Origin of the sequence: Mycobacteroides chelonae CCUG 47445, from assembly GCF_001632805.1 — a bacterium.
Taxonomy (GTDB): Bacteria; Actinomycetota; Actinomycetes; order Mycobacteriales; family Mycobacteriaceae; genus Mycobacterium; species Mycobacterium chelonae.
In genome coordinates this window covers 3,157,659-3,173,453 of record NZ_CP007220.1, presented here as the reverse complement: position 1 = coordinate 3,173,453, position 15,795 = coordinate 3,157,659, and the positions used below count along the sequence as shown (strand labels likewise).

10 protein-coding genes are annotated in these 15,795 nt (G+C 62.6%); 7 read left to right on the top strand and 3 right to left on the bottom strand.

Annotation, left to right across the window (positions count from 1 at the left end; genetic code table 11):
- The first annotated feature begins 323 nt into the window (after positions 1 to 323).
- The 6 genes from BB28_RS25725 (at position 324) to BB28_RS15615 (ending at position 4,810) form a co-directional block, all read left to right on the top strand.
- Complete coding sequence (locus BB28_RS25725) at positions 324 to 611, top strand: hypothetical protein (protein WP_046255886.1); 288 nt, start codon at positions 324 to 326, stop codon at positions 609 to 611.
- Positions 612 to 848: 237 nt separating this feature from the next.
- Positions 849 to 1,487 (top strand): MspA family porin, encoded by a 639-nt coding sequence (locus BB28_RS15625; RefSeq protein ID WP_046255885.1) that lies wholly within the window; start codon positions 849 to 851, stop codon positions 1,485 to 1,487.
- Between the two features lie 2 nt (positions 1,488 to 1,489).
- A complete protein-coding gene (locus BB28_RS25585) occupies positions 1,490 to 1,789 on the top strand; it encodes a hypothetical protein (protein WP_046255884.1) in 300 nt (99 codons plus the stop codon).
- Positions 1,786 to 2,067, top strand: a complete 282-nt coding sequence (locus tag BB28_RS25360) for a hypothetical protein (RefSeq protein ID WP_046254160.1) — start codon at positions 1,786 to 1,788, stop codon at positions 2,065 to 2,067. The genes BB28_RS25585 and BB28_RS25360 overlap by 4 nt, the downstream gene beginning before the upstream one ends.
- A 252-nt stretch (positions 2,068 to 2,319) precedes the next feature.
- Positions 2,320 to 2,604 (top strand): DUF1490 family protein, encoded by a 285-nt coding sequence (locus BB28_RS15620; protein ID WP_046254159.1) that lies wholly within the window; start codon positions 2,320 to 2,322, stop codon positions 2,602 to 2,604.
- Positions 2,605 to 2,611: 7 nt separating this feature from the next.
- A complete protein-coding gene (locus tag BB28_RS15615; protein WP_046254158.1) occupies positions 2,612 to 4,810 on the top strand; it encodes a heavy metal translocating P-type ATPase in 2,199 nt (732 codons plus the stop codon).
- 41 nt (positions 4,811 to 4,851) lie between these two features.
- Here the strand turns inward: BB28_RS15615 and BB28_RS15610 are convergent, their stop codons facing one another.
- Genes BB28_RS15610 through BB28_RS15600 form a run of 3 tightly spaced genes read right to left on the bottom strand, consistent with a single transcriptional unit; the run spans position 4,852 to position 8,737 of the window.
- A complete protein-coding gene (locus BB28_RS15610; protein ID WP_046254157.1) occupies positions 4,852 to 5,484 on the bottom strand; it encodes a TetR/AcrR family transcriptional regulator in 633 nt (210 codons plus the stop codon).
- A complete protein-coding gene (locus tag BB28_RS15605; RefSeq protein WP_046254156.1) occupies positions 5,481 to 8,309 on the bottom strand; it encodes an MMPL/RND family transporter in 2,829 nt (942 codons plus the stop codon). The genes BB28_RS15610 and BB28_RS15605 overlap by 4 nt, the downstream gene beginning before the upstream one ends.
- The gene (locus BB28_RS15600; RefSeq protein ID WP_046254155.1) at positions 8,306 to 8,737 is read right to left on the bottom strand and encodes an MmpS family transport accessory protein; all 432 of its coding nucleotides are present in this window, start codon (positions 8,735 to 8,737) and stop codon (positions 8,306 to 8,308) included. Before BB28_RS15600 ends, BB28_RS15605 begins: the two co-directional genes overlap by 4 nt.
- 779 nt (positions 8,738 to 9,516) lie before the next feature.
- On the opposite strand from BB28_RS15600, the gene pks2 reads away from it, so the two are divergent.
- On the top strand, positions 9,517 to 15,789 hold the full coding sequence (pks2, locus tag BB28_RS15595; protein ID WP_046254154.1) for a sulfolipid-1 biosynthesis phthioceranic/hydroxyphthioceranic acid synthase: 6,273 nt from the start codon (positions 9,517 to 9,519) through the stop codon (positions 15,787 to 15,789).
- Positions 15,790 to 15,795: the final 6 nt, after the last annotated feature.

The window sequence follows — 15,795 nt, the reverse complement described above, 5'->3', positions numbered from 1 at the left end:
TCGACGGTCAGCAGTGGGCCGGTCGCGCTCGCGTGGATCCTGTGGTTCTTCATCTGGATCGGCGGCATGATCTGGGCGTACACGGCCGCCGAAGAACACAATTGTCGAACTACGCCTCCGTGCCGCGACGCATCTGCTTAGTCATAGCAGTAGAAACAGCTGCGACAGAAGGTATTTCGATAACAAGGGGCCTTGAGCCCGGAGCTGCGAATATTTTGCCTGGTACCATCGTCGGCATGTCAGGTCGCGGGGTGCCCAAGCACAGGCTGTGCTCCGCAGTCGTATTGGCAATTCTGTGCTTGTTGGTCGGGGGCGCTTGCTTGTTGCCCGGCGATAGTTCGCATATAGCAAATGCGGCAACCCCGATGTCGTTGTATGACACTGCTGAGGTTCATCATTGGGAACCGGTGCAGCATGGCATGGCCGTCACTCGTGCTCGCCACGGGCTGGTTGTACAGCCGGTCTGGCTGCCACTCGCCGTGTCGACCTTTGCGCTTGGCGGCGCGGCGCTGCTGGTTCTGCTGATGTCACGGCGTAGTGCATTATTTTCGCTTGCCTCGGATAGTGCTGGGTGGCAACGACTTCTGTATTTGGGGATCAATCGGCGCTGAGGGAACGCTAGGTCGGCAATTGTTGCCGTCTCTCGTGTATCAAACCCTTCACTAGCCGTGCAACGCCCGTCATCGGTGTGCGTGGACGGCTCCGTATCTGTCGATTGGACCGGTTCTTGTGGTGACTTCTGCCTATGTCTATAGGCCTTCTTTGTTCGTGAACGTGGACCGCGATGTGCGGGAGTCTGGCTCTCCTCTCCTCGTGGCGTACCGCCTGCCTATGGAATGGCGGCTTTCATGATTGCCCGCCTCGTCAGCACAGGCTTCTTCATGGCTGCGTGTGCACTTACAGATGTGGCCCCGGCCGTCGCCGAGCCAATAGATATGGCGTCGCAGCAATATTCGAGGACCACCCGAGACGGATGGCATCTGGAGATACGGTTGGAAAACGAGCGTGTGAACTCCGTGCCCAACCTGGCGGCGGCCGCGAACTCACGTGAGGCATTCATTACGCTCTCGGGTACGGCCACCGCGACCGGTGGCAGCAACCCCATCACCGACAGCCTCTTCCTCATCGGCTACCAGCTGGGTTGCCAGTCCGATGTGTCATCGGGATTGCAGATCGGTGGATCCGCCGGTGTCGCACCGTCAGTGAATGTCGGTGTCCTTCCTCTGCAAACAGTGGGAGTCGGGGGCAGCGCTGGCGTCAGTGGATTTGTGCAAACCGTGGTGCAACCGGGTGTCATTGTGAACCTGCCGCTGGGCAATATGGTTCTGTCGCGGGGCAATACCGGAGCGTTGGATCTGGATAACGTTCATGTGAAGGCCGACGCCTGTGGCGGAGATGTCACCGTGCGGTCCTTTGCCTCGTTGCGTGTGTCCACCGAGACCGGTCACACCGAATTCGCCATCTACGGCGACCCGATCAAGATCTGATGATGAAATTCTTCTGTGCCGCAGTATTTTTGACATGTTCGTTGTGTGGAGCACCGGTGGCCGGCACAGATCCGCTGCCGATAAACCCGATGCCCGCGGTGCCGGTAGCAGTGCCTGGGGGAGTGCCCAATAATCATGCGGCCCTCCCATCGCAACCGTCCTTTGGGCTATCGCCTCCACCGCAGCGCGGTACTCAAATAACGGCCGGGCTCGGCGCGGGAAATACCGCTCGAATCGGTGCCGGAATGACCTCCGGGCAGTTGGAGGACCCAGGTGGGGTAAGGGAAGTAACGGCACCATGATTCGGGCGTGTTGTGTGACAACGATTTTCATCGGGCTCGCCGTTGGGGTCACTACACCGGCAGCGGCGGAGCCACCGTCGCCTCACCCTGCTCCGTATGGTCCGGTTGTCGCTCCAGGGCAGTTGCCTGCGTTGAATATGTCGCGGGGGACTCGGTTGCCGTCCTCGATGTCGGGGGTGCGTGGGCCGCAAATGTCCGGTGGCGTAGACGGGGCCGGACCATCCGGCGGTGTCAAGGTGAGCGCTGGATTCGGAGACGGGTACCGCGCTCCGGACTAATTTGAATCGCGAACATGGCAAAGCGCCTCTCTGCGCAGATACTCAGCGGCTGGTCTTGGCGTTAGGAGTGCGTTCTGGCGACATCGGCGTGCCAGTCCGCCGAGTGTCTGCCATACTTGGCGATAATGAAAACCGTTATCATCATGACGCAACGGGCCACCTCAAGGGCTGATCGAGAGTAGGTTTCGTTAAGAAGCCACGGTGCGTGATGAAGCGTGACTCAAATACTTTGAGCGGAAGGGTGGTTGGCTGATGGTATGGCACGTAGTACTAGCGAAGGCCGCATCGACGGTAGTAACCGGTGCGGTGGGAGTCGCCGCTTATGAGGTTGCGCGCAAGGCCGCCGCCAAGGTTCCCGTCCGTGACGCCAGTGTCACCGTCGCGTCCTGGGGGCTGCGCGGTGTGCGCAAGGCCGAGGAAGGCGCCGAACGTGCGCGACTGGCGATCGGTGATGTCGTCGCGGAGGCTCGCGAACGCATCGGGGAAGAGGCCCCGCCGCCCGTGGTAGGAGAATCCGGTCACGACCACGAGCACTGAGCCGCACATGGTCACTGTCGTATCTGACGCGGCCGGACGCCTGCGTGCCATCGCGACTGAGTTGAGCGGCGATGTGCGGCGTGCCGTGCTGATCGAGGACACGCTGCTGCATGTACAGGGAGTCCGTGCCGTACACGCGTATCCGCGCACGGCCGCGGTGGTGGTGTGGTACTCGAAGGCAAGTGGTTCGGCCGAGGACATCCTCGATGCGCTGGCGCGCGCCCTCGAGGCTCCGGTGCCGGAAACGCTGACGCGAGAACCGCATTCGTCCGATGTGCGCAACGCCGACGTGGTGCGCATGGGTGTGGGCGGTGCGGCCCTGGTGGTGCTCGGACTTCGTCGATATCCCCTGCGACGGCCGCCGCTGCTGGGACCGACCAGTCGCTTGTTGGCAACGGCGGTCACGATTTTCAGCGGATACCCGTTCCTGCGGGGAGCGCTTGCCGCATTGCGCAGCGGCAGATCGGCAGGCACGGATCTATTGGTGTCCGCGGCCACCGTGGCCAGCCTGGTGCTGCGCGAGAACGTGGTCGCACTGACGGTGTTGTGGCTGCTCAACATTGGAGAGTATCTGCAGGATCTGACGCTCCGGCGCACCCGTCGCGCCATCGCGGATCTGCTGTCGGGCAGTCAGGACACCTCGTGGGTCCGTCTCAGGGATGGCACCGAGGTCCAGGTCTCTACCGATTCACTGGCGGTCGGCGACGAGGTGGTGGTGCACGAGCAGGTGGCCATTCCGGTGGACGGCGACGTCGTGGAGGGTGACGCAATCGTCGACCAGTCGGCCATCACCGGCGAAACCCTTCCGGTCAGTGTTGCCGCCGGGGGACGCGTGCATGCCGGATCGGTCGTCATGCGCGGTCGCATCGTTGTGCGGGCCGCGGCGGTGGGAGGACAGACGATCATCGGCCGGATCATCACCCGGGTGGAGCAGGCGCAACGCGATCGCGCGCCGATTCAGACTGTCGGCGAAAACTTCTCGCGGCGATTCGTGCCGGCCTCGTTCCTGCTATCCCTGGGCACCCTGGTGGTGACCAGGGATGTGCGGCGGGCCATGACGATGCTCTTGGTGGCCTGCCCGTGTGCGGTGGGCCTGTCTACCCCAACCGCGATCAGTGCCGCGATCGGCAACGGGGCGCGCAGGGGAATCCTGGTCAAGGGCGGGTCACATCTGGAACTGGCCGGCAGGGTTGACGCATTCGTGTTCGACAAGACCGGAACGCTGACCATCGGACGTCCGGTGGTGACGAACATCGTTGCCTTCGAAGAGGGCTGGGAACCCGAGCAGGTGCTCGCGTACGCGGCAAGCTCGGAGATTCACGCGCGGCATCCATTGGGAGAGGCCGTTATTCGCTCGACCGAGGAACGTCACATCGCAATCCCGCCACACGAAGAGTGCGAAGTACTCGTTGGCCTGGGGATGCGTACCCGGGCCGATGGGCGGACCCTGCTGCTGGGCAGCCCCGCACTGCTGACCAAGGAGAGCGTCCGGGTGACTCCGGAAGCCGACGAGTGGGTAGCCAAGCTCCGCCGCCGCGCCGAGACTCCGCTTCTGCTGGCGGTCGACGGTGTACTCGTCGGACTGATCAGCTTGCGCGACGAGATCCGCCCCGAGGCCGCCGAGGTGCTGCAGGCGCTGCGGTCTTCGGGTGTGAAACGGGTGGTCATGCTGACCGGTGATCATGCGGAGACGGCGCGTGCGGTGGCCGAGGAGCTGGGTATCGCGGAGTGGCAGGCCGAGGTGCTGCCCGAGGACAAACTCCAGGCTGTGAGTCGGCTCCGTAGCGACGGGCATTTTGTCGCGATGGTCGGTGATGGGGTCAACGACGCGCCGGCGCTGGCAGCGGCCGATATCGGAATCGCCATGGGACTCAACGGGACCGATGTGGCTGTGGAAACCGCTGATGTTGCCCTCTCCAGTGACGATCTGCGCAAGCTACTCGATGTACGGGGTCTGGGCAGCCGGGCCGTGACCGTCATCCGGCAGAACTACGCCATGTCTATTGCCGTCAACGCGATCGGGCTGGTGATCGGGGCCGGGGGCGCGCTCTCGCCGGTGCTGGCCGCAATTCTGCACAACGCGTCCTCGGTCGCGGTGGTCACCAATAGTTCGCGTCTTATCGGCTATGAACTCGACAATCGCCGCGCACTCGCGTCGGTGCAACATCGGCCCGCGCCGTCAGCCCTGTCTGCAATGGAGACGTGAGATTCCAGCAGAAGAGGCTGTGTCAGAGGAAATTTCGGGAATCAGGACCGATCCACGGGAGCTTGCACCAGGGGGAGAATCACGTCGTCAACCATGCGGCGCATGTACGTCTCGTCGATGACGGTTCGCTTGAGAGCCGCCGTCAGGCTGAGCCCCAGCGGGATGTCGTAGACGAGTGATAGATCACGATCCCGCGCAATCTCGCCGCGTTCCACGGCTCGGGCGAACACGATCTCCATTCGCTTCTGAGTCTGCGATGCCAACAGATCATCCAATGCCTCCGCCAACGTGGAATCGTTGACGGCTTCGGCGATGATCCCCGCCAGTAGGTTGCCGGTGAGGATACTGCTTTCTTCTAAATCGCTGTAATCCCGTGCCTCGTAGAGAGCATGCAAGTCTGCGCGCAAGCTCCCGGCGTCCGGGACGTCATCGAGTTTCCCCAGTGAGGGCCGTCCGTGCAGGATGGCATCGGCGGTGAGGGCCGCCTTGGAGGACCATCGCCGGTAGATGGCGGCCTTGCCGACCCCGGCGCGCGCGGCGATCTCGTCCATGCTCATCGCGTCGTAACCGTGTTCGGCGAGCACAACGAATGCCGCCTCCAGGATCGCGAGGTCCAAGGATCTGTTCAGACGTCCGGGTGTTCTTTGCCGTTGAATGGCAGTGTTTTTCGTCATCGGGTCCGTGCCGGAGTGTATTCGCGGAGGTTGAGCGGCCACCAGAACCAGCGGCCCAGCAGCGCCGCGATGGCCGGAGTCATGAAGGACCGCACGATCAGGGTGTCGAACAACAACCCGAGGCCGATTGTCGTTCCGAGCTGCCCGACGATGCGCAGGTCGCTAACGACCATGGCGCACATGGTGAATGCGAACACCAGGCCCGCATTCGTCACCACCTTGCCGCTGCCGCCCATGGCCCGGATGAAACCCGTCTTGAGTCCGCCATGGAGCTCTTCCTTGAATCGTGCGATGAGCAGCAGGTTGTAATCCGAGCCCACGGCCAACAGGATGATGACCGACAACGGGACCGCGAACCAGTGCAGATCCATACCCAGCAGGTCCTGCCAAATCAGGACCGAGACCCCGATTGATGCGCCGAGTGAGATCGCTACCGTGCCGACGATGACCAGGGCCGCGACCACACTGCCGGTCACCAACAGCATGATGATGAAGATCAAGCACAGTGATGCGATGCCCGCGAGAATGAGGTCATACTTGGCCCCTTCCTGTAGGTCTTTGTTCGCCGCGGCGGTCCCGCCCAGGTAGACCTTGGCGTTTTCGAGCGGGGTGCCCTTGATCGAATCGGCCACCGCCTCTTTGATATTGCCGACGGTTGCGATCCCTTCCACCGAAGCCGGATTGCCTTGATGGGAGACGGTCATCCGGACGGCCTTCCCGTCGGGGGACAGGAACATCTTCAGGCCGCGCTTGAAATCCGGATTGTCGAACACCTCGGGCGGCAGGTAGAACGAGTCGTCGTTCTTGGCTTCATCGAAGTACTTGCCCATCAGGGTGGAGTTTTTGGTGCTCTCATCCATCTGATTCATGATCCCGGACATGGTGCTGTGCATGGTCAGCAATGTGCCGTGCATGGACTTCATGATGGCAATCATGGGTGGGAACTCGGCGAGCATGCGGGGCATCAGGACATCGACTTTGTCCATGTTCACCAGCATGCCGTCCATGTCTTCGACCATCGCATCGACGCCGTCGAGAGCATCGAACACCGTCCGGCTGGCCCAGCAGATCGGAATGTCGGCGCAGTGCTTCTCCCAGTAGAAGTAGTTGCGAATCGGCCTGAAAAAGTCGTCGAAAGTTGCCATCAGGTCACGCATGTCGTGCATCCGGCCTTGCATGACCTTCATCTGGCCGGTCATGTCGTGCATGATGCCGGTGAGCTCGCGCATCATGTCGTAGACGCGTTCCATGGTGCCGATCAAGGTCCCCATTTGATCGGCCATGGTCAGCATGTCCGCCATGCGGTCCTTCATGTACTTCATGTTCTGGATCTGGCCGGCGCCCTGGAGGCCGATCTGGAACGGTATCGAACTGTGCTCGATGGGTGTGCCCAGCGGCCGGGTGATCGCCTGCACTCGGCCGACGCCACGGGCATGGAACGCCGTCTTGGCAATTCGGTCGATGACCAGCATGTCCGAGGGATTTCGCATGTCATGGTCGGCCTCGATCATGAGCATTTCGGGGTTCATCCGGGCCGGCGAGAAGTGTCGTTCCGCTGCCGCGTAACCAACTTTCGAGGGCACGTTAACGGGCATGTACTGTCGGTCGTCGTAACCGGGGGTGTAACCGGGCAGGGTGAGTAGTCCGATGAGTGCAATCCCCAGTGTCACAATCAGAATCGGTCCCGGCCAGCGCACCACCGCTGCCCCGATGCGCCGCCAACTGCGTTCATCGTGTTTGCGTTTGGGCTCGAACAGCCCGAAGCGGCTGCCTAACGCCAGTACCGCGGGAGCCAGGGTGAGGGCTGCGGCGACGATGACGAGAATGACCAGCGCGCAGGGCACACCCATGGAACGAAACAGCGGCAGACGTGTCAGGCTGAGGCACAGGGTAGCGCCGACAATGGTCAGCCCAGATCCCAAGATGACATGTGAAACACCGGAATACGCGGTATAGAAGGCGGCCTCTCGATCCTGGCCGGATTGCCGCGCTTCGTGATAACGACCTAGCAGGAAGATTACATAGTCGGTACCCGCGGCGATGCCCAGCATCGTGACCATGCTCACGGCATAGGTCGAGAGGCCAATGACATTGAGATTGCCCAATGTTGCGACGACACCCTGCCCCGCCATCAGCTCGACTCCGACGATCACCAGCGCCACGAACATGGTGATCACGGATCGGTACACGAAGAGCAGCATCACGACGACGACGCCCACCGCTATCAGAGTCGTCTTCTGCATGCTCTTGTTGCCGGCCGTTCCGGTGTCCGCGCTTGCAGCGGTTCCTCCGGTGACGTAGGCCTGCACTCCGTCGGGGCCGGGTGTCTCGGCGATGATCTTGCGAACGGCATCCACGGATTCATTCGCCAAGGTGGTTCCCTGGTCTCCGGCCAGGTTCACCTGGACATAGGCGGCTTTCCCGTCGGCGCTCTGAGCGCCCGATGCGGTTAGCGGATCTCCCCAGTAGTCGGAGATGTGTTGGACGTGGGTCGGATCGGCCTTGAGCTTCTTGATGATCTCGTCGTAGAAACGGTGCGCCTCGTCGGCCAGTTCTTGCTTCCCCTCCAACACGATCATGACGGAGCTGTCGGAGTCGAACTCCCCGAAGACCTTTCCGGTGTGCATCATCGCGATCATCGACGGAGCGTCCTTGGGGGACATCGATACCGAATGTGCCTTACCCACTTCATCAAGGGAGGGTGTGACGACATTGAGGATGATGGCGATACCCAGCCAGAAGAGGATGATCGGGATCGACAGGGCCCGGATGATCCGTGCGATTCGCGGGGGGCGCGCGACGTGGTCGCCGCTGCCGTGCCTCATGCGGACTTCACCAGGCAGTAGATGTAGGCGTTGTGTTCGTTGGAGACTCGCTCTACTTTCACCTCGCCATTGACGATGATCCGGCAACCGATTGTGTTGCCGTTGCCCTGGGCCACGATGTTCCCACTCAACGACGGCAAGATCGAGACGATCTTGAACGACCATGGCAGCTGCACGGCGTCGACGCGCGTCGGCTGCGCATCCTCGTTGAAGTAGTTCACATCTGCCATAGCCCCGGGTTCTCCAAATACTTCATATACGAGTGTTTTTGGGTTGTATGGGACGGCATCTTTGGCGTTGTTGTCGGCAGAGGAGGCGAAGGAATCGGCACCGAAAATCCCGCGTACCCGTAACACTGCGAATCCGCCGACCGCGAGCACCGCGGCGATGAGCAGCGGCATCCACACCCGTCTTATGACGCGAAGCATCCCAAACTCCTTTGCGTTCAATGGAATTAGCAGATGATTGGCGGGCTTATGTTGTGGAACTGCCGCAGTTGGTCGAGACGGGCATCTTTGCCCTACACGGAACTGGAGTTCCGCATGATGGTCGGGACGGTACCGCAGTTCCGTTCGGGGCGCGACACGAGTGAGCTAACTATGGCGACCTTTGGGGCGCCATGATTTTCCGTTGCCCGCTCGGACCCCGCGCCGCGGTCGCGTCGCGCCTTGTCACGAGCGTTTCTGCCCGACGCCGGTGGATGCCCGGCCACCTCACCAGTCACAAAACTAATGGCAAGTATGCATCGATTTCTGCCCAAAGCTCGCCTGGATCTTGATTGATAGGGGAAGCGATGAATTTAGGCTCACGGTGAGTAAATTGCATAAATATTTCATAGAGAAGGTCGGGTTAAATGTTCTCGAAATGCTGGCGTATGGCAACACTTGATAGCCTCTATGTTGTGGCATTTAGGCAGCTAGATGGAGTGTTGACCGGCTTTAATGGCAAACAATTATGAGCATGAAAATATTTGTGAATTTCTTGTTTCCCGACTATCAATGGGCTGTTAATGGGGAACGGGGTAGGGGTCTAAAAGTAGTCAATGTGCGATGTCTTCTCACAGTTTCGGCCGAGGCGCTGTGATCCTGATCTCCCGAGTCGCGAATTCCTTTCGCGCACCCTATCTTTAGCCTTGTCGGGTTCTACTGCTAGTTGTCTCCGGTTCTACCAACAGGCAGATTGTCGTGCGCGAGGAGGACGTAGCAAGATGAAAAACGCGTCTGTGACCCCAGTTGCAGTTATCGGGTTGGGGTGCCGGCTTCCGGGTGGGATCGAGTCGCCCGAACAGTTCTGGGAGGCGCTGCTGCGCGGTGAGGACTTCGTTACTGAGGTGCCCCCTGCGCGCTGGGACCTGAGTGAGTACTACGACCCCGAGTCCGGCGTGCCCGGCAAGTCGCCTTCCAAGTGGGGGGCCTTCCTGGATGACGTTGGCGGCTTCGATGCGGACTTTTTCAGCATCAACGAGCGTGAGGCCGTCTCGATCGATCCTCAGCATCGTGTTTTGCTCGAAACATCTTGGCAGGCAGTGGAACATGCGGGACTCAATCCGCGGACCCTTGCTGGCTCGCAGACCGGAGTGTTCGTGGGAGTGACCCACAACGACTATCAGTTGGTGGCCGCGGACGCGGCGGATCTCGGAGGTCCCTACGGATTCGCGGGTACAAACTTCTGCATGGCGTCGGGGCGCATCTCTTACGCCCTGGGTGTGCATGGGCCGTCATTGACGGTCGACGCCGGGTGTGCAGCGGGATTGGCGACTGTGCATATGGGATGTCAGAGCCTGGCGGCGGGCGAAAGTGATCTCGTGCTCGCCGGCGGTGTCAACCTGGTCTTGGAACCCCGCAGGTATGTCGGTGCCTCGCAGCAGCGCATGCTCTCTCCGACCGGGCGCTGCCACACATTCACCGGCGAGGCAGACGGTTTCGTGATGTCTGAGGGCTGCGTCATGATTCTGCTGAAGCGGCTGGACGATGCGGTGCGAGACGGGGACCGGATTCTGGCGATCGTGCGGGGCACGGCGTCGAATCAGGATGGGCGCACAGTGAATCAGTCAACTCCGTCCTCGGACGCGCAGGCGGCCGCATGCCGTACCGCACTGGCGGCTGCCGGTGTGGACGCCAGCACCGTCGGACTCATCGAGGCGCACGGTACGGGCACACCCGTGGGTGATCCCATCGAGTACACGGGTCTGGCGCAGGTCTATGGAGTCGAGGGACCCTGCGCCGTGGGGTCGGTGAAGACCAACTTTGGGCACACGATGTCGGCGGCCGGTGCGCTGGGACTGATGAAGATCATTCTCGCGGTGGAGCATGGCGTGATTCCGCCAAACCTGCATTTCACCGGGATTCCCAACAAGCTTGCCGGTGTCACAACGAACCTTTTTGTGCCGCAATCGGTTATCCCATGGCCCGAGAACATCGAGGGCCCGCGGCGCGCCGGGGTATCGGCATACGGAATGTCAGGTTCCAACGTCCACGCTGTGGTGGAACAGGCTCCGCCCGCCGTGTCTGCGGAAACCAGCGTGGAATCGCCCCTGGGATCGCAGCTGATTTTCCCGGTGTCTTCGACGTCTGCCGACGAGTTGCGCCGGACTGCGGGCAGATTGGCCGACTGGCTCTCTGAAGGTGCCGATGTCCCGATCGGGGACGTGGGATACACCCTGGCACGTCGCAGGGCGCACCGGCCGGTGCGCACCACCGTGGTGGCCAACGACGTCAACGAACTAGTGGCCGGGCTCCGCGAGGTTGCCGGTGACGAGGCCCCATATCAGGCGGCGGTTGCCGAGGATGACCGCGGCCCGGTCTGGCTCTTCTCCGGTCAAGGTTCGCAATGGGCGGCCATGGGTGCCGAATTGCTTGGTAAGGAACCGGTATTCGCCGCGACCATCGCCCGCCTCGAGCCACTGATCCAGGCGGAGTCCGGATTCTCGGTGAGCGAGGCTATCTCGGCGCCGGAGACGGTCACGGGTATCGACCGGGTTCAGCCGACGTTGTTCGCCATGCAGGTGTCATTGGCTGCCGCCATGGCTTCGTACGGGGTGAAGCCCGGAGCGGTCATCGGGCATTCGATGGGCGAGGTGGCAGCCGCGGTTGTCTCTGAGGCCCTGTCGTTGGAAGACGGTGTCAAGGTGATCTGCCGTCGTTCGAAGTTGATGCTGCATATCTCGGGAGCCGGCGCCATGGCTTCCGTCGACCTGCCGGCTCAGCAGGTGGTCGCGGAACTGGCCGATCGGGAGATCGACGATGTGGTCCTGGCGGTGGTCGCGTCGCCGCAGTCGACGGTTGTCGGCGGTGCTACCGAGACAGTGCGTCAGCTCATCGCGGAGTGGTCCGATCGCGGATTGATGGCCCGTGAGGTGGCCGTCGACGTTGCGTCGCACTCACCGCAGGTGGACCCGATTCTGGACGATCTTGCCGATGCCCTCGAAGATCTTTCACCGCGGACACCCGTTGTCCCGCTGTATTCTTCGGTCTCCTTCGACCCGCGCGAAAAGCCTGTCATGGATGCGGATTACTGGGTGGACAACCTGCGTCACACGGTACGGTTCGCGGCGGCAGTGCAAGCGGCGCTGGACGACGGGTACCGCGTTTTCGGTGAGCTGGCACCACACCCGTTGCTGGTGTACCCCGCCGAACAGACCGCACGCAGCCTCGACATCCCCATGGTGGCCCTTGCCGGTATGCGCCGCGAGCAGGAGCTGCCGCATGGGCTTCGCGACTTTGTGGGAGACGTCTATACGGCCGGTGGCGCGGTGGACTTCTCGGTGCTCTACCCAGCGGGCGCCCTCGTGGACGTGCCGCTGCCGAGCTGGACCCGCCAGTCGTACCTGTTGGATCTTTCCGCGCAGGCGCAGGGCCAGAGCAGCCATACCGTTGCCGTCCACCCGCTGCTCGGCGCATATGTGCGACTCACCGAGGAACCTGTACGCCACATCTGGCAGGCCGATGTTGGCACCGAGGCGCAGCCCTGGATCGCGGACCATCAGGTTCGCCATGTGGCGGTGTACCCGGGCGCTGCATACTGTGAGATGGCGCTGTCGGCCTCTGCTGCCGTATTCGGTGAAGGTTCAGTGGTACAGGACATTTCGTTCGAACAGCTGCTGACCTTGGGGGAGGCGACGCCGATATCGGCTACGGCCACGGCGAAGTCTGCCGATGTACTCGAGTTCGTGGTGGATACTCACGACGAAGGTGAGACAGTCAAGCGCGCCACAGCGGTCTTGGGTAGCGGTGACGAGGCCGATGTTCCCGTGGCTTACGACCTAGCCGCGCTACGGGCGGAGCACCCGCACAGCGCGACGGGCGACGAGTTACGAGAGTCGTTCGACGAGCGGGGAGTGCAGTACGGCCCGGCCTTCCAGGGCTTGGTCTCCGCGTACCACGGCGACGAGTCTGTCAGGTCGGTGCTGGCGGAAGTGGCACTGCCTCGGGATGTTCGGGCACAACAGGGCAGTTACATCGTCCACCCCGCGCTCCTGGACGCGTGCTTCCAATCTGTCATCGCGCTGCCGGATGTTCAGGCGGCCAGCAAGAACGCGCTGCCGCTTCCCAAGGGTGTACGCAGTCTGCACGCCTACGAATCCGCGCGTTCCACGCAGTACTGCTACACCCGGGTGACCAAGGTGATTGGCAACGAGGTGGAAGCCGATATCGATCTGTTGGACGGGAACGGCGCCGTGCTGGTTGCCGTGCGGGGCTTCCGATTCGGTACCGGCGCCTCCGACGACGAGCAGCGCGATCAGCTGCTCAACAACCGCCTGCTTGCCATCGAATGGCAGCAGCAGCGGTTGCCCGAGGAAGTATCGGGCGGGCCGCGCCGGTGGCTGCTGGTCAGCACCGGTGAAACCGTGGACCCGTGGGCGTCGGAGCTGATCGATGCGCTGAAACTGCGCAACAGTGAGGTGGCACTGATTCAGTGGCGGCCAGACACCGATCGTGTTGCGGCACTGAAGCTTCTGTACGACCAGCTGGAGGCCGGCGGATTTGACGGTGTGCTGGTCGTCACCGCACCCGGGGCCGCCGCAGGTGCGGACAGGGTGGCCCTGCAAGGAGCCGATCAGGTTCGGCATCTGGTGCGGATAACTCGAGAGTTGGTTGACCTGCCGGGCGAGCCGCCACGGCTGTACGTGGTGACTCGCAACGCTCAGACGGTTGTCGACGGCGACGTGACCAACCTGGAACAGGCCGGATTGCGGGGGCTGGTGCGTGTTATCGGCGCCGAATATCCACACCTGCGTGTCACACACATCGATGTGGACGGCCACACCGCCGCCCAGAACGTGGCGGGCGAGTTGGCTTCCGGGTCGGAAGAGGACGAGACCGCATGGCGCGACGACCACTGGTACCGGGCTCGCCTGAACCTGGGTCCGCTCGGCCCCGACGACTGGCGCAGCACCGTTGCGACACCGGACAATGAGGGTGTGCGGTTCGAAGTCCGCACGCCGGGCGACCTGCAGTCACTCGGGTTCGTCGCCTTTGATCGGGTGGCCCCCGGGCCGGGACAGATCGAAGTCTCGGTCACGGCCACCAGCATCAACTTCGCCGACGTGCTGAACGTATACGGCCGATACTCGAGTTTCGAAGGCCGGCAGGAGCTTGGTGTCGATTTCGCGGGCGTGGTGACGGCTATCGGTGAGGGCGTGACCCAGCATCAGGTGGGTGACCGCGTGGGCGGCATGACGCCGACCGGCGCCTGGAGAAGCTTCGTCGTGGTCGATGCCAACCTTGCCGCGACGCTCCCGGCCGAGGTGCCCGATAGGGAGGCAGCAGCCGTCCCGGGCGCTCATGTCACCGCCTGGTACGGGCTCCATGAACTCGCCAGGATCTCCGCGGAGGACAAGGTGTTGATCCACTCCGGTACCGGTGGTGTGGGTCAGGCAGCGATTGCCATCGCCCGTGCCGCGGGGGCCGAGATCTACGCCACCGCGGGCAGCGAAGAGCGGCGAGAATTGTTGCGCAGCTGGGGTATCAAGCACGTATACGACTCGCGGAGTACAGAATTCGCAGACCTGATCCGTCGCGACACCGACGGCTACGGCGTGGACATCGTGCTCAACTCGCTCACCGGCGCCGCGCAACGGGCCGGAGTGGAACTGCTGACCTTCGGTGGCCGCTTCATCGAGATCGGCAAGCGCGACATCTACGGCGACACCCGGCTGGGGCTGTTTCCCTTCCGGCGGAACCTGTCGTTCCACGCCGTCGACCTTGTCCTGGTATCGAAGACACGGCCACAAGCGATCTACCGCACCCTGACAGCGCTGTACGGGCAGATGGCAGAGGGCGTGCTGCCGTTGCCGGAGATCTCGTCCTCTCCATTGCAGGACGCCGCCGAGTCGATCCGTGTGATGGGTGCTGCGGGACATACCGGAAAGCTCGTTCTGGACCTGCCCAAGGCGGGCGAGGTCGACGCGGTGATCCCGGCGTCGCATGCGCCTGCGTTCCGCCGGGAGGGTGCGTACGTGATCACCGGTGGCCTCGGCGGGCTGGGCTTGTTCCTGGCTAAGAAGCTGGCGGCTGCCGGGGTCGGCCGGATCATCCTCAACGGTCGCAGCGCTCCGAAGCCCGAGGCTGTGGACGCCATTGAGCAGATCCGGCTCGCCGGCATCGAAATCGATGTGGTGCTTGGCGATATCGCCGAACCGGAGACGTCACAACGTCTGGTGGCGGCAGCCACGGAGACCGGGAAGCCAGTGCGCGGCGTGCTGCATGCCGCGGCCCTGGTGCACGATGCCACGCTCGCCAACATCACCGACGAACTGATCGACCGTGGAGACTGGCGGCCCAAGGTGCATGGCGCCTGGAATCTGCACGAGGCCACCGCGGAGCAACCGCTGGACTGGTTCTGCTCGTTCTCCTCGATCGCTGCGCTGGTGGGCTCTCCGGGGCAGGGTGCCTACGCGGCGGCCAACAGCTGGCTGGACGGATTCACGCACTGGCGACGTGCCCAGGGCTTACCGGCAACCGTCATCGCCTGGGGTGCCTGGTCGGAGATCGGGCAGGGCACGCACCTGGCGAACTCGGATGCGGCGATCCTGCCGGACGAGGGTGCCTACGCCTTCGACACCGTGCTTCGGCACAACCGGGCGTACACCGCCTACGCGCCGATGGCAGGCATATCGTGGCTGGCCGACTTTGTCGAACGCAGTCCGTTTGCCCAGGCATTCCGTGATGCGGGTCAATCTCAAACGGAGACAAACAAGTTCCTCGATGAGCTCAAGGCGCTGCCGCGTGAGGAGTGGCCGACCCGACTCCGGAAACTGGTCGCCGAGCAGGTGGGTCTGGTGCTCCGGCGATCGATCGATCCCGACCGATCCCTTCCGGACTACGGCCTGGACTCGTTGGGCAACCTCGAAATTCGTACCCGTATCCAAGCGGACACCGGCGTCCGTATCGGTCCGGCTGATGTATCGACAGTGCGGTCTTTGGCGTCGCATCTGTACGACAAGTTGGCCGATCAGGAATCCGAAGTCGCTTCGTCTTAAGGGGAT

Coding starts and splice junctions, on each gene's coding strand:
- BB28_RS15625 (WP_046255885.1), top strand. CDS start 849: ATGATTGCCCGCCTCGTCAGCACAGGCTTCTTCATGGCTGCGTGTGCA.
- BB28_RS25585 (WP_046255884.1), top strand. CDS start 1,490: ATGAAATTCTTCTGTGCCGCAGTATTTTTGACATGTTCGTTGTGTGGA.
- BB28_RS25360 (WP_046254160.1), top strand. CDS start 1,786: ATGATTCGGGCGTGTTGTGTGACAACGATTTTCATCGGGCTCGCCGTT.
- BB28_RS15620 (WP_046254159.1), top strand. CDS start 2,320: ATGGTATGGCACGTAGTACTAGCGAAGGCCGCATCGACGGTAGTAACC.
- BB28_RS15615 (WP_046254158.1), top strand. CDS start 2,612: ATGGTCACTGTCGTATCTGACGCGGCCGGACGCCTGCGTGCCATCGCG.
- BB28_RS15610 (WP_046254157.1), bottom strand. CDS start 5,484: ATGACGAAAAACACTGCCATTCAACGGCAAAGAACACCCGGACGTCTG.
- BB28_RS15605 (WP_046254156.1), bottom strand. CDS start 8,309: ATGAGGCACGGCAGCGGCGACCACGTCGCGCGCCCCCCGCGAATCGCA.
- BB28_RS15600 (WP_046254155.1), bottom strand. CDS start 8,737: ATGCTTCGCGTCATAAGACGGGTGTGGATGCCGCTGCTCATCGCCGCG.
- pks2 (WP_046254154.1), top strand. CDS start 9,517: ATGAAAAACGCGTCTGTGACCCCAGTTGCAGTTATCGGGTTGGGGTGC.